General features: G+C 66.9%; 23 protein-coding genes. 14 read left to right on the top strand and 9 right to left on the bottom strand.

The window, feature by feature from the left end; genetic code table 11:
• The first annotated feature begins 21 nt into the window (after window positions 1–21).
• From secB to ACNKW1_RS12665, 3 genes are read left to right on the top strand one after another with little or no spacing between them, the layout of a single operon-like run.
• Window positions 22–489, top strand: a complete 468-nt coding sequence (gene secB / locus ACNKW1_RS12675; protein WP_418364954.1) for a protein-export chaperone SecB — start codon at window positions 22–24, stop codon at window positions 487–489.
• Window positions 490–499: 10 nt separating this feature from the next.
• Window positions 500–991 carry an SH3 domain-containing protein gene (locus ACNKW1_RS12670; protein WP_418364953.1) on the top strand — a complete coding sequence of 164 codons (492 nt, stop codon included), beginning with the start codon at window positions 500–502 and terminating at the stop codon, window positions 989–991.
• A complete protein-coding gene (locus ACNKW1_RS12665; protein ID WP_418364952.1) occupies window positions 988–1980 on the top strand; it encodes an NAD(P)H-dependent glycerol-3-phosphate dehydrogenase in 993 nt (330 codons plus the stop codon). The genes ACNKW1_RS12670 and ACNKW1_RS12665 overlap by 4 nt, the downstream gene beginning before the upstream one ends.
• Window positions 1981–1988: 8 nt before the next feature.
• Here ACNKW1_RS12665 and ACNKW1_RS12660 read toward each other — a convergent pair whose 3' ends face one another.
• On the bottom strand, window positions 1989–2498 hold the full coding sequence (locus ACNKW1_RS12660) for a tRNA (cytidine(34)-2'-O)-methyltransferase (protein WP_418364951.1): 510 nt from the start codon (window positions 2496–2498) through the stop codon (window positions 1989–1991).
• A 149-nt stretch (window positions 2499–2647) separates the two neighbouring features.
• Window positions 2648–3367: a ComF family protein gene (locus tag ACNKW1_RS12655; RefSeq protein WP_418364950.1), complete on the bottom strand. Its 720-nt coding sequence runs from the start codon at window positions 3365–3367 to the stop codon at window positions 2648–2650.
• A gap of 58 nt (window positions 3368–3425) precedes the next feature.
• On the opposite strand from ACNKW1_RS12655, the gene bioB reads away from it, so the two are divergent.
• From bioB to ACNKW1_RS12640, 3 genes are read left to right on the top strand one after another with little or no spacing between them, the layout of a single operon-like run.
• On the top strand, window positions 3426–4421 hold the full coding sequence (gene bioB / locus ACNKW1_RS12650) for a biotin synthase BioB (RefSeq protein WP_418364949.1): 996 nt from the start codon (window positions 3426–3428) through the stop codon (window positions 4419–4421).
• A gap of 11 nt (window positions 4422–4432) precedes the next feature.
• Window positions 4433–5356: a methyltransferase domain-containing protein gene (locus ACNKW1_RS12645; protein ID WP_418364948.1), complete on the top strand. Its 924-nt coding sequence runs from the start codon at window positions 4433–4435 to the stop codon at window positions 5354–5356.
• Window positions 5357–5384: 28 nt separating this feature from the next.
• Window positions 5385–6032: a pyrimidine 5'-nucleotidase gene (locus ACNKW1_RS12640; RefSeq protein ID WP_418364947.1), complete on the top strand. Its 648-nt coding sequence runs from the start codon at window positions 5385–5387 to the stop codon at window positions 6030–6032.
• Here ACNKW1_RS12640 and ACNKW1_RS12635 read toward each other — a convergent pair.
• The 3 genes from ACNKW1_RS12635 to yihA form a co-directional block, all read right to left on the bottom strand.
• A complete protein-coding gene (locus tag ACNKW1_RS12635; RefSeq protein WP_418364946.1) occupies window positions 6008–6553 on the bottom strand; it encodes a GNAT family N-acetyltransferase in 546 nt (181 codons plus the stop codon). The genes ACNKW1_RS12640 and ACNKW1_RS12635 overlap by 25 nt on opposite strands.
• Window positions 6543–7559 carry a porphobilinogen synthase gene (hemB, locus tag ACNKW1_RS12630; RefSeq protein ID WP_418364945.1) on the bottom strand — a complete coding sequence of 339 codons (1017 nt, stop codon included), beginning with the start codon at window positions 7557–7559 and terminating at the stop codon, window positions 6543–6545. Before hemB ends, ACNKW1_RS12635 begins: the two co-directional genes overlap by 11 nt.
• A gap of 234 nt (window positions 7560–7793) precedes the next feature.
• Window positions 7794–8492 (bottom strand): ribosome biogenesis GTP-binding protein YihA/YsxC, encoded by a 699-nt coding sequence (gene yihA / locus ACNKW1_RS12625; RefSeq protein ID WP_418364944.1) that lies wholly within the window; start codon window positions 8490–8492, stop codon window positions 7794–7796.
• 121 nt (window positions 8493–8613) lie between these two features.
• On the opposite strand from yihA, the gene ACNKW1_RS12620 reads away from it, so the two are divergent.
• From ACNKW1_RS12620 to phoU, 6 genes are all read left to right on the top strand, one after another.
• Window positions 8614–9243: a c-type cytochrome gene (locus ACNKW1_RS12620; protein ID WP_418364943.1), complete on the top strand. Its 630-nt coding sequence runs from the start codon at window positions 8614–8616 to the stop codon at window positions 9241–9243.
• Window positions 9244–9383: 140 nt separating this feature from the next.
• A complete protein-coding gene (locus ACNKW1_RS12615) occupies window positions 9384–11456 on the top strand; it encodes a cytochrome c biogenesis protein ResB (protein ID WP_418364942.1) in 2073 nt (690 codons plus the stop codon).
• Complete coding sequence (ccsB, locus tag ACNKW1_RS12610; RefSeq protein ID WP_418364941.1) at window positions 11453–12652, top strand: c-type cytochrome biogenesis protein CcsB; 1200 nt, start codon at window positions 11453–11455, stop codon at window positions 12650–12652. Before ACNKW1_RS12615 ends, ccsB begins: the two co-directional genes overlap by 4 nt.
• Before the next feature lie 60 nt (window positions 12653–12712).
• On the top strand, window positions 12713–13963 hold the full coding sequence (glp, locus tag ACNKW1_RS12605) for a gephyrin-like molybdotransferase Glp (protein WP_418364940.1): 1251 nt from the start codon (window positions 12713–12715) through the stop codon (window positions 13961–13963).
• A gap of 38 nt (window positions 13964–14001) precedes the next feature.
• A complete protein-coding gene (rpiA, locus tag ACNKW1_RS12600) occupies window positions 14002–14661 on the top strand; it encodes a ribose-5-phosphate isomerase RpiA (RefSeq protein ID WP_418364939.1) in 660 nt (219 codons plus the stop codon).
• A 100-nt stretch (window positions 14662–14761) separates the two neighbouring features.
• Window positions 14762–15457 (top strand): phosphate signaling complex protein PhoU, encoded by a 696-nt coding sequence (gene phoU / locus ACNKW1_RS12595; RefSeq protein ID WP_418364938.1) that lies wholly within the window; start codon window positions 14762–14764, stop codon window positions 15455–15457.
• Between the two features lie 103 nt (window positions 15458–15560).
• Here the strand turns inward: phoU and ACNKW1_RS12590 are convergent, their stop codons facing one another.
• From ACNKW1_RS12590 to ACNKW1_RS12575, 4 genes are all read right to left on the bottom strand, one after another.
• Window positions 15561–15833: an oxidative damage protection protein gene (locus tag ACNKW1_RS12590; RefSeq protein ID WP_418364937.1), complete on the bottom strand. Its 273-nt coding sequence runs from the start codon at window positions 15831–15833 to the stop codon at window positions 15561–15563.
• A 146-nt stretch (window positions 15834–15979) separates the two neighbouring features.
• Window positions 15980–17338: an amino-acid N-acetyltransferase gene (gene argA / locus ACNKW1_RS12585; RefSeq protein WP_418365002.1), complete on the bottom strand. Its 1359-nt coding sequence runs from the start codon at window positions 17336–17338 to the stop codon at window positions 15980–15982.
• 143 nt (window positions 17339–17481) lie between these two features.
• Window positions 17482–18963: a polyphosphate:AMP phosphotransferase gene (gene pap / locus ACNKW1_RS12580; RefSeq protein WP_418364936.1), complete on the bottom strand. Its 1482-nt coding sequence runs from the start codon at window positions 18961–18963 to the stop codon at window positions 17482–17484.
• Window positions 18964–19009: 46 nt separating this feature from the next.
• Window positions 19010–19732 carry a 16S rRNA (uracil(1498)-N(3))-methyltransferase gene (locus tag ACNKW1_RS12575; RefSeq protein ID WP_418364935.1) on the bottom strand — a complete coding sequence of 241 codons (723 nt, stop codon included), beginning with the start codon at window positions 19730–19732 and terminating at the stop codon, window positions 19010–19012.
• A 51-nt stretch (window positions 19733–19783) separates the two neighbouring features.
• On the opposite strand from ACNKW1_RS12575, the gene ACNKW1_RS12570 reads away from it, so the two are divergent.
• Both ACNKW1_RS12570 and ACNKW1_RS12565 read left to right on the top strand, forming a co-directional pair.
• The gene (locus ACNKW1_RS12570) at window positions 19784–20593 is read left to right on the top strand and encodes an inositol monophosphatase family protein (RefSeq protein ID WP_418364934.1); all 810 of its coding nucleotides are present in this window, start codon (window positions 19784–19786) and stop codon (window positions 20591–20593) included.
• Window positions 20594–20666: 73 nt separating this feature from the next.
• The gene (locus ACNKW1_RS12565) at window positions 20667–21542 is read left to right on the top strand and encodes a phosphoribulokinase (protein ID WP_418364933.1); all 876 of its coding nucleotides are present in this window, start codon (window positions 20667–20669) and stop codon (window positions 21540–21542) included.
• Window positions 21543–21564 lie beyond the last annotated feature (22 nt).

Genomic DNA, 21564 nt, shown 5'->3' with positions numbered 1-21564 from the left:
CTCCAACCCGGATCCATCCCAATGTCTGAACAGAACACCCAGCCCGTCTTCTCGATCGAAAAACTCTACGTCAAGGACCTCTCCGTCGAGGTACCGGGCGCACCGCAGATCTTCCTCGAGCGCGAAAACCCGCAGATCAATGTGCAGCTGAGCACCGCCGGACGCGCCATCGAGGATGGCGTGTACGAGATCACTCTCACAGTGACCGTCGACGCCAAGATCAGCGAGGACCGCACCCTGTTCCTGATCGAGGTTGCACAGGCAGGCATCTTCCAGATCCGCAACGTTCCGCAGGACGACCTCGAACCGGTGATGATGATCGGCTGCCCCAACATTCTCTTCCCCTACGCTCGCGAGGCTGTGTCCGATGCAGTCACCCGCGCAGGCTTCCAGCCAGTCCTGCTCGCGCCGGTCAACTTCGAGACGCTCTACCAGTCGCAGCGCCAGCAAGCCGCCGCGCGCGCCGACGGTGAAGTGCCGATCCAGTAAGGAATCCCCCATGAAGCGCACGCCCAGCAGCACTGCAAAGCGCCGTCCGGGGCTGCGCCTCGCCACCCTCCTCGCACTTTGCTCGGCCTCCAGCCTCGCGGGTGCGCAGGCAACCGGGCCCGGAATCCAGTACAAATCCGCCGGCGCCTCGCTGGTCATGCACGACGCGCCTTCCCCCCAGGCCCGCGCGCTCTTTCGCCTGCTCCCCGGCACCCCGGTCGAGGTGGTCGTCACCCAAGGCGCCTGGCTACGGGTGCGCGAACCCGAAGGCGCACTGAACTGGGTCGAGAGCCACGCGCTCAGCGAGCAGCGCACGGTCATCGTCACCGCCGAACGCGCGACCATCCGGCGCCAGCCGCAAACCGACGCTCAGGCGGCCTTCGAGGCGACACGCAACGTCGTGCTGCAACTCGTCGAACCGCCCCAACTGGGCTGGGCGCGGGTGCGCCATGCCGAAGGCCTGGAGGGCTACGTGCGCGCAAATGAGGTCTGGGGCCTGTGAGCCGCTGCCGGATCACGGTGTTCGGTGCGGGCGCCTGGGGCACAGCGCTCGCCCAGGCATTCAGCGCCTCGCACGATGTTCGACTGTGGGCGCGCGACCGCGCCCAACTGGCCAGCATCGCGGAGAACCGCGAGAACCTTCGCTACCTCCCCGGCGTGCGCCTGAATGACGCGCTCGCCATCGACCCCGACTTCGAACACGCTGCCCGCCACGCCGAACTGCACCTGGTGGCCACCCCCCTGGCCGGCTTGCGGAGCACGGTACACACGCTGCGCGCGCTGACGCCCGAAACCCCCCTGCTGTGGGCGTGCAAGGGCTTCGAAGCGGGCAGCGGCCGTCTGCCGCACGAGATCGTTGAAGAGGAACTCGGCGCTACTGCACCCTGCGGAGCCCTCACCGGGCCGAGCTTTGCAGCGGAGGTTGCACGCAGCCTGCCGGCAGCGGTCGCGCTCGCCGCACGTGACGGCGAATTCGCGCGCCACTGGGTCGGCGTGCTGCACCAGCCGCGCCTGCGCATCTACGCCAACACCGACCTTGTCGGCTGCGAGGTCGGCGGTGCGGTCAAGAACGTGATGGCGATCGCCGCCGGCGTTTCGGACGGCATGGGCTTCGGGCTCAACGCACGTGCAGCGCTGATCACGCGCGGCCTGGCAGAGATCACCCGTCTGGCGCGCGCGCTGGGTGCTCGCTCCGAGACCCTGATGGGGCTCGCCGGCATGGGCGACCTGATCCTGACCTGCACCGGCGATCTTTCGCGCAACCGGCGCGTTGGCCTGGCGTTGGCGGAGGGGAAAAGTCTGGGCGACATCCTGCGTGAGCTCGGCCACGTCGCCGAAGGGGTCTCCACCGCGCGCGAGGTGGTACAGCTTGCGCACCGGCACGGCGTGGAGATGCCGATCTGCGAGGCCATCGACGCTTTGCTCCACCACGGCATGAATGCGCGCAGCGCAGTCGAGCGCCTGCTCGCACGCGACCCCCGCGAGGAGTGAGCGAGGCGCTACGGCGCGGCCACGGCTGCTGCGCCAGGAGCAGCCTCATCCGCCCCGGCCGCACCCTCAAAACCACGCTGACGCCAGCCTTCGTACACCACGACCGCCACTGCATTCGACAGGTTGATGCTGCGGTTCGTCGGCCGCATCGGGATACGGATCCGCCGTCCGGCCGGAAATCCATCCAGCACGGTCTGGGGCAGGCCGCGGCTCTCGGGTCCGAAGACCAGCGCGTCTCCGGGCTGGTAAGCCACCCGGTCATGGCGCTCGCTTCCCCGGGTGCTGAGCGCAAACATGCGCCTGCCCGCAAGCGCCGCCAGACAGGCATCCCAGTCCTCGTGCACCGTGACACAGGTGAGATCGTGATAGTCCAGCCCCGCGCGCGCCAGATGCCGATCGGAAAGATCGAAGCCGAGGGGCGCCACCAGATGCAGACGCGAACCCGTATTGGCCGCGAGGCGAATGATGTTGCCGGTATTGGGCGGAATTTCGGGCTGATAGAGGACGATTTCGAACATCTGCGGGACACATGATCATGGATACGCACCCGGCTTCGTAACAGACGCTGGGCGCGGAATGCTGGACGGGAGTCTAACGCCCCGCAGCATCGAGCGCATCGTGCCCCGACCAGAAAAGACCGGCACAGGCGAGGCGCAGGATGCGCCTTTCAGGCGGGCGTCAGCGTGCGGGCGACAACCAGGTTGCCCACCCAGCTCGCCCCTTGGCGCTTGAGACAGCGCGCCAGCTCATCCAGCGTGGCGCCGGTGGTCATCACGTCATCGACCACGATCACGCGCTGCCCCGCCAGGGACGTGCTGCCCCCGAAAGCGCCGCGCGGACTGCGCAGTCGAGCCTCGCGATCGAGCCCCGCCTGCGGCGGGAGGTCGCGCAGTTTGTTCACCACGGCCAGTCCGAGCGGCAAACCACACGCACGCACCACCGGCCGGGCGATCTCAACCGCCTGATTGAAGCCGCGCTCGGCCAGTCGGCGCGGATGCAGCGGCATCGGAACGAGCAGGTCCGCGCCCTCGACAAAGCCCGCACCACGCTCAAGCAGCGCCTGCCCGAAAAACTCGGCCAGCGCCAGGCGACGCTGGTACTTCAGCGCATGCACCATGACATCCACCGGAAAGGCGAACTCGAACACCGCCAACGTTGCATCGAAGGCAGGCGTCTCGCGGGCGCAGGCACCACACACCCCCCCGTTCAGTCCGGGTAGGCCGCAGCACGGACAAGCTGAATCAGGCCGGCGCGGCAGACCCGCATTGCACGCGGCGCACAGGGCCATGCCCTCGGTGCGCACCCCGCACAGGAAGCAGTCCTGAGGCGCGAGCAGATCGACGACCTGCAGCCAGAGCGCGCGCAGCGCGTGCGTTGAATTTGACAAGGTTTCCGTCCTTGGAAGAACATGCGGGCCTCCATAATTACAGCCTGACGGGCCAGAAATGACAACGCATTCCGCCATCCTCCAGCGCATCGATGAACCCCGCCGGGCCGAGCCGGCCGAACGCAAACGCTGGGCCGTCGCCGAGGTCGAGGCGCTCTTCGACCTGCCCTTCTTCGATCTGGTGTTCCGCGCCCAGCAGGTCCACCGTGCGCATTTCGACGCCAGCGCGATCCAGCGCTCGACCCTGCTCTCGATCAAGACCGGCGGCTGTTCGGAAGACTGCGGTTACTGCTCCCAGTCCAAGCGCCACCACACGGGCCTCGAGTCCGAGCAGCTGATGCCGATCGACGAGGTGCTCGACAAGGCACGCGCGGCGAAGGCCCGCGGCGCAACGCGCTTCTGCATGGGTGCAGCCTGGCGTGGCCCGAAGGACCGGGATCTGGAGCCGGTGGTGGAGATGGTGCGCGAAGTCAAGGCACTCGGCCTGCAGACCTGCGTGACCCTGGGCATGCTGAGGGATGGCCAGGCCGAGCAGCTCGCCCAGGCCGGGCTCGACTACTACAACCACAACATCGACACCGCGCCCGAGTTCTATGGCCGCGTGATCACCACGCACACCATGCAGGACCGCCTGGACACGCTCGAGCGCGTACGTTCGGCCGGTATCAATGTTTGCAGCGGCGGCATCATCGGCATGGGCGAATCGCGGCTCCAGCGAGCCGCACTGATCGCCCAGCTCGCCAACCTGCCCAAGCCCCCGGAGTCCGTGCCCATCAACAACCTGGTGGCGATTCCGGGAACCCCCCTCGCCGAGGCCGAAGCCCTCGACCCCTTCGAGTTCGTCCGCACCATCGCCGCTGCCCGCATCACGATGCCGGCAAGCTTCGTCCGTCTTTCGGCCGGCCGGCAGGAGATGAGCGACGAACTTCAGGCACTGTGCTTCATGGCCGGTGCAAACTCCATGTTTTACGGCGAGCGCCTGCTCACCACCGACAACCCCGACGCCGACCGCGACGACCGCCTGTTCGAACGACTGGGCCTGCGCGCGATTTGAGCGACCAGCCCATGCCGACCTCCAGCGCCGACTCGAGCAGCGCGTTCGCGCTGGACCATCACCTGCTGCGGCGCCGTTTCGAGCGCGCCGCCGCCAGCAGCGACGACTCCGGCCCCCTGATGCGCGAAGTGGCACGGCGCATGGACGAGCGCCTGGACTACATCCGCGTCGAGCCTCGCCGCGTCCTGGACCTGGGCTGCGGCACCGGCGCAGACCTGCCGCGCCTTGCGGAGCGCTTCCCCGACGCGCTGCTGCTCGCAGCCGACTTCGCACCCGCCATGCTCGATCGCGCGGGCGCCCGTGTGCGACCGACGGCCGGACGCAGCGGACTGCTGCGACGCCTGCTCGCCCCCCCTCCAGCCCTACCGCACCTGCTTGCGGACGCCCGCAAGCTCCCGATTGCCCGCGCCAGCCTCGGTCTGGTGTGGTCCAACCTCATGCTTCCCGCGCTCGACGATCCTTCTCCCGTATTCCGCGAAGTGCATCGCACGCTGGAGGTGGGCGGCCTGTTCATGTTCACCACCTTCGGCCCGGACACGCTACGCGAGCTGCGGGCAGCGCTGCCCGCACGAAGGGGCGATCGCGTGCACCGCTTCATCGACATGCATGACCTGGGCGACACGCTGATCGAGGCCGGTTTTTCCGACCCGGTGATGGACATGGAGATCCTGACCCTGACCTACGCCGACCTCGACGGCCTGATGGCCGATCTACGCGCCAGCGGAGGCGCCAACGCGGCCGATGGACGCCCACGCGGCCTGTCCGGGCGCAGGGAATGGGCCGAGGCACGCGCCAGCTACGAACGCCTGCGCCGCGACGGCCGCCTGCCTGCCACCTTCGAGATCATCCAGGGCCACGCCTGGAAGGCCCCCCCGAGGACGACCGAGGACGGGCGCAGCGTCGTGCGCTTCGAACCCCGCCGCACGGCTCGCTGACATTACCGCCCCTGCACCAAGGACGAAGATGCCCACCCAACCCGTCTGGCTGTTCGACCTCGACAACACGCTGCACAACGCCAGCCCGCACATTTTCCCGCACATCAACCGCAGCATGACGCGCTACCTGGAGCAGCACCTGGGTCTGGCGCCCGACGATGCCAACGCGCTGCGCAACCAGTACTGGCACCGCTACGGCGCCACCATGCTCGGGCTGATGCGGCACCATGGCACCGACCCCGATCACTTCCTGGTCGAGACGCACCGCTTCGACCGCCTGCACGAGATGATGGTGTTCGAGCGTGCGCTGCGCGGCATGCTCCGCCACCTGCCCGGGCGCAAGATCGTGTTCTCGAACGCGCCGCGCCACTATGCCGAGGCCGTGTTGCGCATCATGGGCATTCACCGCCTGTTCGAGGACGTGATCGGCATCGAGGACCTGGGCTACCAACCCAAGCCCGGCATCCGCGCCTACCGGACCCTGCTGCACCGCCAGCGCCTGCGTGGAACACAGTGCATCATGCTGGAGGATTCCGTGGTCAACCTGCGCACCGCCAAGCGCCTGGGCATGCGCACCGTACTGGTGGGTGGAGGACTGCGCACGCCGTCCTACGTCGACCTGCGCATTCCGAACATCCTCTCGCTGCAGCGTCAGCTCGGGCGGCTGCTCGACTGACGGGCCGCCATCAGGCGGGCGCCATCGCCGTAGCTAGGTGGCACCGGCTGGTCGATCAGCACGAAATCGTGCCGCAGCCAGAACGCGACAGCGTCTTCCAGCGCGACCAGCACCATGCGCCGCAGGCCCGAACGCGTACACCAGTCGCGCACACGATCGAGCAGGACGGCTGCCACGCCCGCGCCACGGGCCTCAGGAGACACCGCCAGATCATGCAAGAAGGCGAGCCGCTCCCCCTCGGGCAAGCACGGGAGTTCGGCATGCAGTGCCGGGGGCTCCATGCCCGCCCACGGGTGCGCCAACACATAGCCGACGCCACGCCCGTCCAGTTCGGCAATCCAGCATGCCCCGGGCGCAAGGGCAAGCTTGCGCGCCAACACGGAAGCCGACTCCTGATAGGCGTCGCCATACGCAGCCCGCTGCACGGCGAGCACCGCATCCAGGTCGGCGACGGTCAGGGCGCGCGTGCTGGCGGTGCCGCGACTGAGGTCGTGGCCCGGCGAGCCGACCTCAGTCGCCATCCTTGAGCCAGCGTGCGGCATCGAGCGCGTAGTAGGTCAGGATGCCATCGGCGCCGGCACGCTTGAACGAGAGCAGCGCTTCCATCGCGCAGGCACGCTCGTCAAGCCAGCCATTGGCTGCAGCCGCCTTGAGCATGGCGTATTCGCCGCTCACCTGATAGACGTAGGTCGGCACCTCTAGCTCGCGCTTCACTCGCCGCACGATGTCCAGATAGGGCATGCCCGGCTTGACCATGAACATGTCCGCGCCCTCGGCGATGTCGAGCGCGACTTCGCGGATCGCCTCGTCGCTGTTGGCCGGGTCCATCTGATAGGTGTACTTGTTGCCCTTGCCCAGGTTCCCGGCCGAACCGACGGCATCGCGGAAGGGGCCGTAGAAACTGGAAGCGTACTTGGCGGAGTAGGCCAGGATGCGTGTATGAATATGCCCGCCCGCGTCGAGTTCGGCACGGATGCGGCCGATGCGGCCATCCATCATGTCCGAGGGGGCAACCACGTCGGCGCCAGCCTGCGCGTGGCACAACGCCTGCTTGGCGAGCGCCTCGAGCGTCTCGTCGTTCATCACGTAGCCACGCGGATCGGCCGGATCGATGAGGCCGTCCTGTCCATGGCTGGTATAGGGATCGAGTGCGACATCGGTGATCACGCCAAGCTCAGGGAAGCGCGCCTTGAGCGCCTGCACGGTCCGCGGCACCAGGCCCTCGGGGTTCCAGGCCTCCTCGGCACCGTCGGTCTTGCCGGCAGCGTCGATCACCGGGAACAGCGCCAGCGCCGGCACGCCGAGCGCCAGCGCCTGGTCGGCCACACGCAGGAGATTGTCGATCGAAACGCGCTCGACGCCCGGCATGGAAGGCACACCCTCGGTGCGTGCGCTGCCATCGAGCACGAACACCGGGTAGATCAGGTCATTGCTCGTAAGCACGTTCTCACGCATCAGACGGCGCGAAAACTCGTCGCGGCGCATGCGGCGCATGCGGGTGGAGGGAAACGCTCCAGTGGGTCGCATCGTGTTCTCTCTCAAATCATGGGTCGGGTCCGGTCCGACCGCAGCCCCGCCGTGTGGCGACGCAAGGGCGCCCGGGAACCGGGTGCGAAGACCGCGAATGCAAAAAACACGGAACTTCGCGCAAGAGTCTCCATCTTAGCAAGCAGATGGTGTCCGGCGCCGCGCGCCGGCCATCTCCCGCTTCACCTCCCTGAGCGGGTGCCTCACGCCCGGTGAGGCATTTTTGGCCCCCGACTATGTCCCCTGGTCGGGGGCTTTTGTTTGTTCCAGGCCCTCGGCCGGCACGCAGGCGTCACCCGCATCGGCCTCACCCCCGGAGTCGTCGGGCGCTGGCTGCAGGTCGCCCAGGAGCCACCCGCCGATCACTTTCTCGGCCTCCTCCACGCCGCTCTTCTTCAGGCTGGAAAACAGCTGCACCGTAACCTGCGGGCCCAGCGGCGCGAGCGCGCGGCGTACCTCCTGCAGGACCGCCGCAGCCGCTCCGCGCGAGAGCTTGTCACTTTTGGTGAGCAGGACATGAATGGGACGCCGGGACACCGCGAACCAATCGATCATCTGTCGGTCGAGCGGGGTGAGCGGATGGCGCGAATCCATGATCAGCACCAATCCGATCAGGCTCTCACGCTTCTTCAGGTAGGTTTCGATCAGGCCTGCCCACTCGCGGCGAACCTTCTCGGGCACCGCCGCGTAGCCGTAGCCGGGCAGGTCAACAAGCAGCGCGCCGCTGTTGAGCCGGAAGAAGTTGAGAAGCTGGGTGCGCCCCGGCGTCTTGGAGACGAAGGCAAGTCGCACATGACCAGCGAGCGTGTTGATCGCGCTCGACTTGCCGGCGTTCGAGCGCCCCGCGAAGGCGATTTCCGGGCCGGACGGTGGCGGCAAGCCGGAGGGCTTGGCGATCGATATCTCGAATTGTGCGTTGCGGAACAAAGGCATCTAGGAAGGGGCGAAAAGGCGGTTGGCTATGGAAGAAAGCCTCCATCGCATCGCGCAATCAGGCTTTCCTGTATTAGAATACCGCGTTTGAAACATTCACTCACGGCTTTCCGAGGACATCATGATCAAGCGTTCCCTGCTGCTCTCGTCGCTGCTGCTGCTTGCCGGCAGCCTTCAGGCCCAGGACCAGGCTCCGGACCTCGCCAAGGCAAAACAGACCGCCGAGACCGTCTGTGCTGCCTGCCACAACATCGATGGCAACAGCGCACTTCCGGCAAACCCGAAGATCGCCGGCCAGCACGAAGACTACCTCTTCAAGCAGTTGCGCGAATTCAAGAGCTGGAACGGCAACCCGCCGGTGCGTGAGAACGCGATCATGGGCGCGATGGTGGCCGGCCTGGAAGAAGCTGACATGCGCGGCCTCGCCCAGTACTTCGCCGGCTTCGAACTTCAGCCGGAAGCGGCGCAGAACCTCGAGACGATCGAACTCGGGCAGCACATCTGGCGCGCCGGCATCCCCGAGAAGGGCGTCCCCGCCTGTGCCGCCTGTCACGGCCCCGCCGGTTCCGGCATGCCGGCGCAGTATCCGCGCCTGTCGGGTCAGTTCGCCGAGTATCTCGATGCGCAGATGAAGGCCTTCCGCGACAACGTGCGCGCAAACGACCCGAACAACATGATGCGTGCAATCGCGATCAAGATGACCGATCCCGAGATCAAGGCCGTCTCCGACTACGCTGCCGGCCTGCGCTGAACTTCAGCGCACCCGCAACACCCGGGGGCGGCACCCGCCGCCCCGCCCTGCCGGTCCGGTGAGGCGGCAGCCCGCCTCGAACGCCGCGTTCGCGCGTCGCCCCAGCCGCCGCTCACCCGACCCTTCTCACCGAGGTCCGGATGCAACGCGGCACCGCGCGCGCCCTCTTCGAGCTCCTGAGCTCGATGCGATTCGCCATCGCCCTGCTGACGATCCTGTCGATCGCCTCGGTGATCGGCACGGTCGTCAAACAGAACGACCCACTGAACGCCTATCTCAACCAGTTCGGTCCGTTCTGGTTTCCCGTCTTCGAAAAGCTCGGCCTGTATTCGGTCTATAACGCCGGCTGGTTCATCGTCATCCTGGCCTTCCTGGTGCTGTCGACCTCGCTGTGCATCGTGCGCCAGACCGCGCCCATGCTGCGCGAGATACGCAGCTTCCGCGAACATGCGCGCGAAGCCTCGTTGCGCCAGTTCGCCCACCGCGCCAGCCTGAGTGCAACGCTGGACTTGCCCGAGGCGCAGACACGTATCGAGGAATACCTGCGCCAGCACCGCTTCAACAGCCGCAGCAACGCGCGCAGCGACGGTGCGCTGATCGCCGCGAAGCAAGGCAGCATCGGCCGCGTCGGCTACTTCTTCGCCCATGGCGCGATCGTACTGATCTGCGTCGGCGGCCTGCTCGACGGCGACCTCCCCCTGCGCGTTACGACCTGGCTGGGCGACAAGCAGCCCACCGCAGCCAACCAGCTGATCGCGGACATCCCCGAATCGGCACGCCTCGACCTCGACAACCCCAGCTTCCGAGGCGACGTCTACATCCCCGAGGGGCGCACCACCACCTTCGCCGTGCTGCGCGCCGGCGACGGGATCCTGCTGCAGGAACTGCCCTTCAACATCACACTCGAGCGCTTCCACATCGACCATTACGAGAATGGCATGCCAAAGCGCTTCGCCAGCGACATCGTTGTGGCCAACCGCATGAGCGGCGAATCCACCGCACACACGATCGAGGTGAACAAGCCGCTCACACTGCAGGGCATTACCCTCTATCAGTCGAGCTTCGAGGACGGCGGCTCCCGGCTCCGGCTCGTGGCCAGGAGCCTGCTGCCGGGGCGTGCCGGCGTGCTGACGGAACTCGAGGGCGCGGTCGGCGAGAACCTCCCGTTCCACGACGAAGCGTTCCGCTACACCCTGGAATTCATCGACTTCAAGGCCTTCAACGTCGAGGATCTCGCGACCGGTGAAGGTGCGGACGTGCAGTCGGCCAAGGGCTTGGCCAGGCTCGAGCAGCACCTCGGTAGTGGGGCCCGGACCGTCAGCCCGCGCGACATGCGTAACGTCGGCCCGAGTTTCACCTACCGGCTGCGCGACGAAGCCGGGCAGGCGCGGGAGTTCCACAACTACATGCTGCCGATCGAGCAGGACGGGCGCTGGTTCCTGTATACCGGCCTGCGCGACAGCCAGGCCGACAGCTTCCGTTACATGCGCATCCCGCTCGACGAGGCCGGCAGCGTCGACACCTGGTTCGCGGTACGCAACCTGCTGCTCGACCCGACCCAGCGCGCGCAGCTGGCGCAGCGCTTCGCCGCCCGCACCTTTGCCGGCGGACAGAACGCCGAAGCCATGCGCGCGCCGCTCGCGCAAAGCGCGGTCCAGACGCTGGAGCTTTTCGCCGAGCGCGGCTACGAGACCCTGGGCGCCTTCATCGAACGCACCGTCCCCGAGGCCGAGCGTGGCCAGGCCGCCGATGTGCTGGTGCGCGTACTGCAGGGCGCAGCGTGGGAGGCCTGGATGCAGGTCCGCGCGGACGCTGGCCTGGACGCCGCGGAAGTGAGCCCCGCGCGCGCCACTTACGTCAACGACAGCATCGCTGCGATCTCGGACAGCCTGTTCTACGGCTCGCCGGCCTACCTCCAGCTGGACAGCTTCGAGGAGCGGCTCGCGACCGTGCTGCAGGCAACGCGCTCCCCCGGTCAGCCGCTGGTCTATATTGGTTCGCTGCTACTCGTGCTGGGCGTGTTCGCCATGCTCTACATCCGCGAACGCCGCTTCTTCGTACTGGTGAAGGCGAACGAAATCCTCGTCGCCATGTCCTCCAATCGCAAGGCACTGGACGTCGACGAAACCTTCCAGCGCCACGTGGAAGGCCTCGCTGCCGCCCTGCGCGCGGCTCCGCCCGCCCCCGTTCCCGAATCGGTCAAAGGTGCATGATGGATATCGCACGTCCCTCCCCCGCAGCCCCCTCTCACCCCGCCGCTGCCGCTTCTGTGCCACCAGCGCAGCGCGCGCCAAAACACTGGCTGCGCCAACTTGATCTCTTCGACTGGCTATACGCACTGGCGCTGGTGGCCGGAGCGGTCATCGCACTGGTCCATTACCAGCACGCGATGGACGTCTACGACGACATCGTGCTGATCCTGCATGTACCGGTGCTGGCCGCGATCGGCTGGTACTGGAAGCCCTTCCGCAGCTTCCTCGCCGCCGTGGCGGTGCTGTCGCTGGCGAGCATTGCGCTCTATCAGGGCGATCTGGCGCGCGCCGAGCAGACCTTCTTCCTCAAGTACCTGATCTCCAGCCAGACCGCGATCATGTGGATGAGCGCGCTCATCTTCATCGCCACGGGTGCCTACTGGATCGGTCTGCTCGCGCGCTCGGACTTCGGTGAGCGCACTGGCTCCACGCTGACCTGGATCGCCGCAGTCATGGGCACCGTGGGTCTGTTTGTGCGCTGGTACGAGTCCTACCTGCTCGGACCCGAGATCGGCCATATTCCGATCAGCAACCTGTACGAAGTGTTCGTCCTCTTCACGCTGATGACCGCCCTGCTCTACCTCTACTATGAGGGCCGCTATGCAACGCGGCGCATGGGCGCCTTCGTGATGATCGTCCTCTCCGCCGCGGTTGCGTTCCTGCTCTGGTACACCTTCACCCGAGAGGCGCACGAGATCCAGCCGCTGATCCCCGCATTGCAGTCGTACTGGATGAAGGTGCACGTGCCGACCAACTTCATCGGTTACGGCGCGTTCGCGGTCGCGGCGATGGTCGGCACGGCCTACCTGCTCGCCGAGCGCGGCCTCCTCGCCAGCCGGCTGCCGGCACTGCGCGTGCTCGAGGACGTGATGTACAAGGCGATCGCGATCGGCTTCGCATTCTTCACCATCGCCACCATCCTGGGCGCGCTCTGGGCCGCCGAAGCCTGGGGCACCTACTGGCAGTGGGACCCGAAGGAAACCTGGGCGTTGATCGTATGGCTGAACTACGCGACCTGGCTACACATGCGCCTGACCAAGGGCCTGCGTGGCGCGGTGCTGGCCTGGTGGGCGGTCGTGGGTCTGTTCGTGACCACCTTCGCCTTCGTCGGCGTCAACATGTTCCTCACCGGCCTGCACTCCTACGGCGCGCTGTAATCGCGCGAACAGGGACCCACCGAGATGCGGAGCAAGCCCCCCCTACCCGGAATCCGAAGCATGACTTCAGCCCCCGCAGGCAGCTACCCGAGCCGCAATTTCCTCAGCGTCGAGGACGCCCGGCGCACCATCCTGGCAGCGCTGACCCCGGTCGGCGGGCGCGAGCGGGTGACCGTGCGCGCCGCGCTCGGGCGCGTGCTGGCCGAGGACGTGATCGCGCCCTACAACGTCCCTGCACACGACAATTCCGCCATGGACGGTTACGCGGTGCGCGCGACCGACCTCGCTGCGGGGGCGGAGACCCTGCTCGACGTGGTCGGTACCGCCTATGCCGGACGGCCCTTTTCGGGCATCGTAGGCCACCGCCAGGCGGTGCGCATCATGACCGGCGCAAGCATCCCGCAAGGCGCGGACACGATCGTCATGCAGGAAGTGGCGCGTCGCGAGCATGACAAGGTCTGCATTCCAGCCGGCCAGAAACCCGGACAGAACCTGCGCCGCGCGGGTGAAGACCTCGCCGAGGGCGGCGTGGCCGTTGCCGCAGGCAAGCGCTGCGGCCCGGCGGAGCTCGGCCTGATCGCATCGCTCGGCATCGCGGAGGTCTGCGTGCACCGACGTCTGCGCGTCGCGATCCTGTCGACCGGAGACGAGATCGCTTCCATCGGCCAGGCGCTCGGCCCCGGTCAGGTCTATGACAGCAACCGCTACACGCTCCATGGCACGCTCTCGCGGCTCGGTTGCGACCTGCTCGATCTCGGCGTCGTACCCGACCGGCCCGAGGCGCTCGAGGCCGCCTTCCGCGAAGCCTCGCAGGCAGCGGACGTCGTGATCACGAGCGGTGGCGTCTCAGTCGGCGAGGCAGATTTCATCCGCGAGATGATGACCCGCCTGGGCGAGGTCGCGTTCTGGAAGCTGGCCATCAAGCCGGGGCGCCCCATGGCCTTCGGGCGCATCGGCAACGCGGTGCTGTTCGGCCTGCCGGGCAATCCGGTCGCGGTGATGGTGACGTTCTACCAGTTCGTGCAGGATGCCCTGCTCAAGCTCATGGGGGTGAATCCGCTCCCACCCGCCGAGCGTTTCCCGGTACATGCAGCCTTCGCGTTGCGTAAGCAGCCCGGGCGGGTGGAGTATCTCCGTGCCTGCCTGAACCGCGACAGCGACGGGCTCTCGGCAACCCTCGCCGGTGCGCAGGGCTCGGGGATCCTGCGCTCGATGTCCGAAGCAGACTGCTTCGTGGTCCTTCCTGAAGACTGCACGAACGTGCAGCCGGGAGATACCGTTCTCGTTCAACCCTTCCACGGTCTTGTCTGACCCTTCAGACCACGCGCCGCACACAACACCAGCACATCATGACCCAGGACGAACTCAAGAAAGCCGCCGCGCTCGCCGCACTCGACTACATCGTGGAGGGTAGCATCGTCGGCGTGGGTACCGGCTCCACGGTGAATCACTTCATCGACGGCCTTGCCGGGATGCGCGAGCGCATCCGTGGCGCGGTGTCCAGCTCCGAAGCGAGCTCGAAACGCCTCGCCGCCCATGGTATCGAGGTGTTCGATCTCAACGGCATCGAACACCTGCCGGTCTATGTGGACGGCGCCGACGAGATCGATGGCGGTTTCGCGATGATCAAGGGCGGAGGTGGCGCGCTCACGCGCGAGAAAATCGTCGCGGCCGTATCCGGGCGCTTCGTGTGCATCTGCGACGCCAGCAAGCGGGTCGACGTGCTCGGCCGCTTTCCGCTGCCGGTCGAGGTGATCCCGATGGCGTGCAGCCACGTGGCGCGCGAGCTGCGCAAGCTGGGCGGCGACCCCAAGGTACGCGCGGACTTCGTCACCGACAACGGCAACCTGATCCTGGACGTGCATGGCCTGTCGATCACGGATCCGGTCGCGACGGAAACCCGCATCAACCAGATCGTGGGCGTGGTCACCAACGGCCTCTTCGCCGAGCGCGGCGCGGACGTGCTGGTGCTGGCAGGCTCCGCGGGCGTGGAACGCCTGCAGCGTTGAGCACCGGATTCACAACCGTGGTTTCAGCCTCGTTGCGCGCAACAAAAGCTTAACAATGCCCTGCTAGCCTGCTGGCTTCCCGAACAGGCCGATTACAGAAATGACCGAACACACCTACAAGCAGTTCGACGTCGAACTCGAGGAAATCCGCCGCGGCGTGCTGCAGATGGGCGGCATGGTCGAACAACAGACCCGGAATGCCCTCCTGGGCCTGCGTACCGGCGACCTGGTGCTGCTCGAGAAGGTCATCGACGGCGACAAGGCGATCAACCTCGAGCAGATCCGTCTCGACGACGAGTGCAACCACATCATTGTCCGCCGCCAGCCCGCCGCAAGCGATCTGCGCCTGGTCATGACCGCCATCAAGAGCGTGTCGGATCTCGAGCGCATCGGCGACGAGGCGAAAAAGATCGCCAAGGCGGCACGGCGGCTGCACACCGCCGAGAGCAGTTTCACCCCGCGCGTCGGACTCGAGCAGTGCGCCACCATGGCGCTCGAGATGCTGCAACTGGCGCTGGACGCCCTCGCACGCGCCAACACGAGCAGCGTGGACACGATCAAGCGCAAGGACGCCGACGTCGATGCCGGCTTCAAGAGCATCATGCGCCAGCTCATCACCTACATGATGGAAGATCCGCGCACGATCACGAACAGCCTCGAAATGCTTTTCATCGCCAAGTCGATCGAGCGCATCGGCGATCACGCCCTGAACATCGCCGAGCACGTGGTCTACCTCGCCCGCGGCGAGGATGTCCGCTTCGAGAAGGCGCAGGCGCAGCTCGGCGAGAAGCCCTGAGCGCCCGCTTCACCTGCCGAAAAAGCGAAGGGGGAGGCGCCGCGAGGCCCTCCCCCTTTTCGTCTGTCCAAGTCCGCCGCGCGCACCAGAGCTGCGTGCAAGCTCAGGGCTGCGGGGGCACGTAGCCGGCAATCTGGTCTGCACCGCCTTCGAAGAAGTGCTTTTCCATCTGCTCGGCCAGATACTTGCGCGCACGCGCATCCATCAGGTTGAGCCGGTTCTCGTTGATCAGCATGGTCTGGTACTTGACCCACTGCTGCCAGGCTTCCTGCGAAACGCTCTCGTAGATGCGCTTGCCAAGTTCGCCGGGCACCGGCGGCCGCTCCAGACCTTCGGCCTCGCGCCCCAGTTTGATGCAGTTCACCATGCGTGCCATGTTTCGATCCTTTCTGCTTGCGGGTTCATAGAAGCGTGAAGGCCGCATTCTAGCCCATTCACCGCGGCCACCTCATCCCGGCCACCTCATCCCTGCCCGCTTGATCCGCCGCACCGGCGTTCGCACATCCGGCGGAGCGCGTCCGGTCAAAGGCTCTTCACGAACACCTTGGAGCGGCGCTGGTAGTTATAGAGCTCGCGCTTCTGGCGCGGCAGGGCCTCCGGGCCGATCTCGCTGAAGCCGCGCTCGCGGAACCAGTGTGAAGTACGCGTGGTGAGCACGAACAGGCGCTCCAGGCGCTGCATGCGCGCGCGGCGCTCGATGCGCTTCAGCAACTGGTCGCCCAGGCCGGCGCGCCGGTACTCGGGCGTGACCGCAAGGCAGGCCAGCTCAGCCGCGTTTTCCTCACTGAAGGGATACAGCGCCGCGCAGCCGACAAGCACGCCATCGTGCTCGACCAGAGTGAAGCGGTCGATCTCCTGCTCGAGCAGTTCGCGCCCGCGCCGCACCAGCGTGCCATCGGCCTCCATCGGCGAGATCAGCGCCACCAGCGCGGCAACGTCGTCCACGGTCGCCTCGCGCACGCGGAACAGCGGGTCTCGAGACACCACCGTACCGACGCCCGCGTGGGTGAAGAATTCGAGCAGCAGGCCGCCATCGAGATCGTGGTCGATCAGGTGGCAACGCGCCACGCCCTTGCGCACCGCACGGATCGCGCAGGGCAGGAACAGGTGCATGTCCTCCGTGAGCCCTTCGCCCGCCTCGAATGCACGCTCGGCCTCGTCCGCCGTCACCGACTCGATCAACGCGCCCTGCGCATCGAGCAGTCCCGGCGCATCGCACAGGTAAATAAGCTTTTCGGCCTTGAGCGCGATCGCCACCGCCTCGGCCACCTCCTCCATGGCAAGGTTGAAGATCTCCCCCGCGGGCGACACGCCCAGTGGCGTGATCAGCACGACGTTCTGCTGATCCAGGTCGGCGTTGATCTCCTCGGCGATGATCTTGCGCACGGCGCCGGTGTATTGGTAATCCACGCCGTCGACCACCCCCACCGGGCGCGCGGTGATGAAGTTGCCGCCGGTGACACGGATGTAGCTGCCGGCCATCGGGGTATTCGGCAGGCCTTGCGAAAGCAGCGCCTCGACCTCGAGCCGGGTCACCGCCATGGCCGACTTGACGCACTCCAGCGCCTCCGGATCGGTGACGCGCAGGCCGTGGTGGAAGCGGGGCTCGAGCCCCCTGCGCGCGAGCTCAACATCGATCTGCGGACGCGCGCCATGCACCAGTACCAGGCGGATGCCGAGCGCGGCGAGCAGGTTGCAGTCGTATGCGAGGCTCTGCGCCCGGGCGCCGGCCGCGACCTCACCGCCAAAGCCGACGACGAAGGTGCGGCCGCGGAAAGCATGGATATAGGGCGCGGCCCCGCGCACCCAGGCGACGAACTGTGCGGTGGCGTCATCGACCACCGGCACCGGCGCAGGCACGGGCGCGGAGGACGCCGGCATGTCGAGGCCCGGCGCGGAGTTCGTCGAAGGCGTTGTACTGGCGGACTTGCTCACACGGTCACCACGAGGAAAGCGGCCGGCGGGACTTCGCCGGCACATACGGAATCGGATGTGCGGATTCTAGCCCGAACGCGGCCGGGCGATCAGCCGAGCTCCGCCTCGAGCCGCTCGCACAGGGTGCGCAGCACCTTGATGCGGGCATGGTGCTTGTCGTCTGCCTCGACCAGCGTCCAGGGCACGCGCTCGGTGCTGGTACGATCGACCATATCGCACACGGCACGACGGTAATCGTCCCACTTCTCGCGGTTACGCCAGTCCTCGGCGGTGATCTTGAAGCGCTTGTGCGGTTCGGTCTCGCGCGCCTTGAAACGCTCGAGCTGCTCATCCTTGGTGATCGCCATCCAGAACTTGACCACGATTGCTCCGGCATCGGCCAGCTGCTCCTCGAAGTCGTTGATCTCGGAGTAGGCACGCATCCAGTCAGCCTCCGAGCAAAACCCCTCCACACGCTCCACCAGCACCCGGCCATACCAGGAGCGGTCGAAGATCACCACCTTGCCGCGCGGCGGGAGATGTCGCCAGAAACGCCACAGGTATGGCTGGACGCGCTCTTCCTCGGTGGGCGCGCCAATCGGCACGATGCGGTACTGGCGCGCATCGAGCGCCCCCACCACGCGACGGATCGCACCGCCCTTGCCCGCTGCATCCATGCCCTCGAACACCAGCACCAGGTTGCGCTGGCGAAAGACCTCCGAGCGCGTGAGCAAGGCCAGGCGCCCCTGCAGGGGTTCGAGCAGCTCGTCGTACTCCTTGCGCTTCATGCGCGGGTGCTCGAGGCTGTCGACCACGTTCAGGCCATCGATGCACGGCGGCAGCGGCGCAGCGGACAGGCGCGGCATCCAGTGCTGCGAGGCCGCATCAAGACGCCTGCGCAGCGCGGCCAGCAGCGTGCGTGCGACGAACAGCGTGCGAAAGCGCGGATCGGAACCGTCGACGATCAGCCACGGCGCCTCGCCGGTGCTGGTCGTGCGCAGGGCGTGACCTGCCACTTCGCGGTAGCGATCATAGAGCTCGAAGTATTTCCAGTCGCGCTCGGTCACACGCCAGCGCGTGCGCTCGTCTTTCTCCAGGTCCTTCAGGCGCTTCTTCTGCGCCGAGCGGGAGAGGTGGAACCAGAACTTGATCAGCAGCACGCCCTCGTGCGCGAGCATGGCCTCGAAGCGACGGATCTCGTCCAGGCGCTGATCCAGTTCGGCCTTGCCACTGCGCTTCTCCACACGGTCGCGGATCGGCTGCGTGTACCAGTTGCTGAACATCACGCCGATCCTGCCACGCGGCGGCAGCGCGCGCCAGAAGCGCCACATGAAGGGGCGATCGGACTCTTCTGCGGTGGGCGTATCAAAGGCCCAGGTCTCGATGTGACGCGGATCCATCCACTCGTTGAGCAGATTGATCGTCTCGCCCTTGCCGGCCTTGTCGACACCGTTGATGAGCACGACCACCGCGAACTGCTTGAGATCGAGCAGATCGAACTGCGCATCGAGCAGCTCGGCACGCAGCCCGGGGACGGCGGCATCGAAGGTTTCCGGGTCGGTGTGGTGGCCGAGTTCGGCGGATTCGAACATCAGCTTCTCCCTTTTCGTAGTGCTGCAGTGGTGCCGCAGTGGCGGCTCAGAAGTCGCCCCAGCGCGCCTGCATCGCAGCGATCGCCGCCAGGCCGGCCGTTTCGGTGCGCAGGATGCGCGGCCCCAGCCGCACGCGCCGGCAGCCGGCCGCATCGAAGGCCGCCAGTTCCGCTTCGCTCCAGCCCCCCTCCGGCCCAACCAGCAGACGTACGCATCCGGCAGGCGCCGGCTCGTCGGCGAAGCCGGCCGCACCGCCCGGCGCAAGCACGTAGTTCAGCCCACCGCGGTGGCCTGCCAGCCAGGCCGGCAGGCCCAGCACCGGCAGCACCACCGGCACGCGGTTGCGCCCGCATTGCTCGCATGCGGCCACTGCAACCTGCTGCCAATGGGCGGCGCGCTTCTCCGCACGCTCGCCAGCAAGCCTGAGCACCGAGCGCTCGGCCTGCACCGGCTGAACCGCGCTCACGCCCAGCTCGACCGCCTTCTGCACCACCCAGTCCATCTTGTCGCCGGACGCGAGCGCCTGCACCAGCACCACCTCCAGAGGCGACTCGCGCTCGGTATCTCGCCGCGCACCGAGCCGCGCCGAAACCCGCCTTCCGTGGATCGCGAGCGTCGCATCGACCTCGCCGCCGTGGCCGTCGAACAGCACCACGGCCTCGCCATCGCGCAGGCGCAGCACCCTCGCCGCATGATGGGCGAGCGCCTCGGGCAACTCGAACTCACCCGCCTCGGGCAGGCGACCAGGAAAGTGGAAGCGTGAAATCATCGTAAGATTATAGGCCTCAGCACAGGCCGCCCGAGCGGCCAGGAGGCCCCGATGCCTACAGCAGCCCAGCGCCTGGCGCGCGCACGCGCCCTGGAATCCATGGTTCGCGACATCGCGCGCGACGAGATCCTTCCCCGTTATCTCAAGTCGGCGCGCAATCGCAAGGCCGACGGCTCGCTCTTCACCGAAGCCGACTTCGCCTCACAGCGTCGCTTCACCGAGGCACTGCCGCAGTTCCTCCCGGGCGCCGTGCTGGGTGAGGAGATGAGCGCCGCCGAGCAGGCAACCGTGTGGAACGAGGGTGCGCGCGGGATGTGGTGCATCGACCCGATCGACGGCACCACCAACTTCGCCAACGGTATCCCCCTGTTCGCGGTATCGATCGCCTATCTGATCCACCACGAGCCGGTGATCGGCGTGGTCTACAACCCGATCACCGACGAGTCCTTCTATGCCGCGCGCGGCGCGGGGGCCTATCTCAACGGCACCGAACTGCCCCTGCGCGCCGGCGCAACCAGCCTGTGCGACGCCGTGGCGGGGGTGGACTTCAAGCGCATCAGCCATCACCTCGGCGACGAACTGGCGGTGCGGCCGCCCTATTACTCGCAGCGAAACTTCGGTTCGAGCGCGCTCGAATGGTGCTTCGTCGCCGCCGGCCGGCTCGACGTGTATGTGCATGGCGGGCAGATGCTGTGGGACTACGCTGCCGGACGCCTGATCCTGGCCGAGGCGGGCGGCATTGCCGAGGCACTGGACGGCGGCGCGCTGATGTCCGGCCCCGCGATCAAGCGCGGCGTGATCGCCGCCGCCTCGCCCGCCCTGTTCACCGACTGGTCGAACTGGATCAAGGCGCACTCCTGAACCCCGCCACACCGAACCGCCTGCGGCGCCCGCGCGCCGCTTATCCGACCCTGCGCCTGCGACGGAGCCCATCATGTCCCTGAAGCACCCGATCATCGCCGTGACCGGTTCGTCCGGCGCGGGTACGACGACGGTCAAGCACACTTTCGAAGCGATCTTTCACCGCGAGAATGTCAATGCCGCCATCGTCGAGGGCGACAGCTTTCACCGCTACACCCGCGACGAGATGAAGACGCTGATCGAGGACGCGGAGCGGGTCGGCCAGCGCGGCATCAGCCACTTTGGCCCCGAAGCCAATCAGCTCTCCGAGCTCGAACGCCTGTTTCGCGCCTATGGCGAAGCCGCCACCGGCCGCCGCCGTTACTACATCCACAACGAAGCCCAGTCGATGCGCTGGAACCTGCCCATGGGCACCTTCACCGAATGGGAGGATCTTCCGGTCGGGACGGACTGCCTGTTCTACGAGGGCCTGCACGGTGCGGTGCAGACCGAGGAAGTGGACATCGCCAGCCATGTCGACCTGCTCATCGGCGTGGTGCCGACGATCAACCTCGAGTGGATCCAGAAACTGCACCGCGACACCAAGCTGCGCGGCTACACCCCCGAGGCCGTGCAGGACACCATCCTGCGCCGCATGCACGACTACGTGCATTACATCGTGCCCCAGTTCGCCCGCACCCATATCAACTTCCAGCGCGTGCCGGTGGTCGATACGTCCAACCCGTTCATCGCGCGCGACGTGCCGACCCAGGATGAGTCCATGGTGGTGATCCGCTTCAAGGATCCACGCGGCGTCGATTTCCCCTACCTGCTGCGCATGATCCACGATGCCTTCATGAGCCGCGCCAACACCATCGTCATTCCGGGTGGCAAGCTCGACCTGGCGATGCAGTTGATCCTGACCCCGCTCATCTGGAGGCTCATGGAGCGCCGCCGGCAGTACGCCTGATCCAAAAGCCTGCAGCGATCCT

The sequence above is a fragment of the Thauera sp. WH-2 genome (assembly GCF_048321015.1).
Lineage (GTDB): Bacteria > Pseudomonadota > Gammaproteobacteria > Burkholderiales > Rhodocyclaceae > Thauera.
This window is presented reverse-complemented; position numbering and strand designations above follow the sequence as displayed.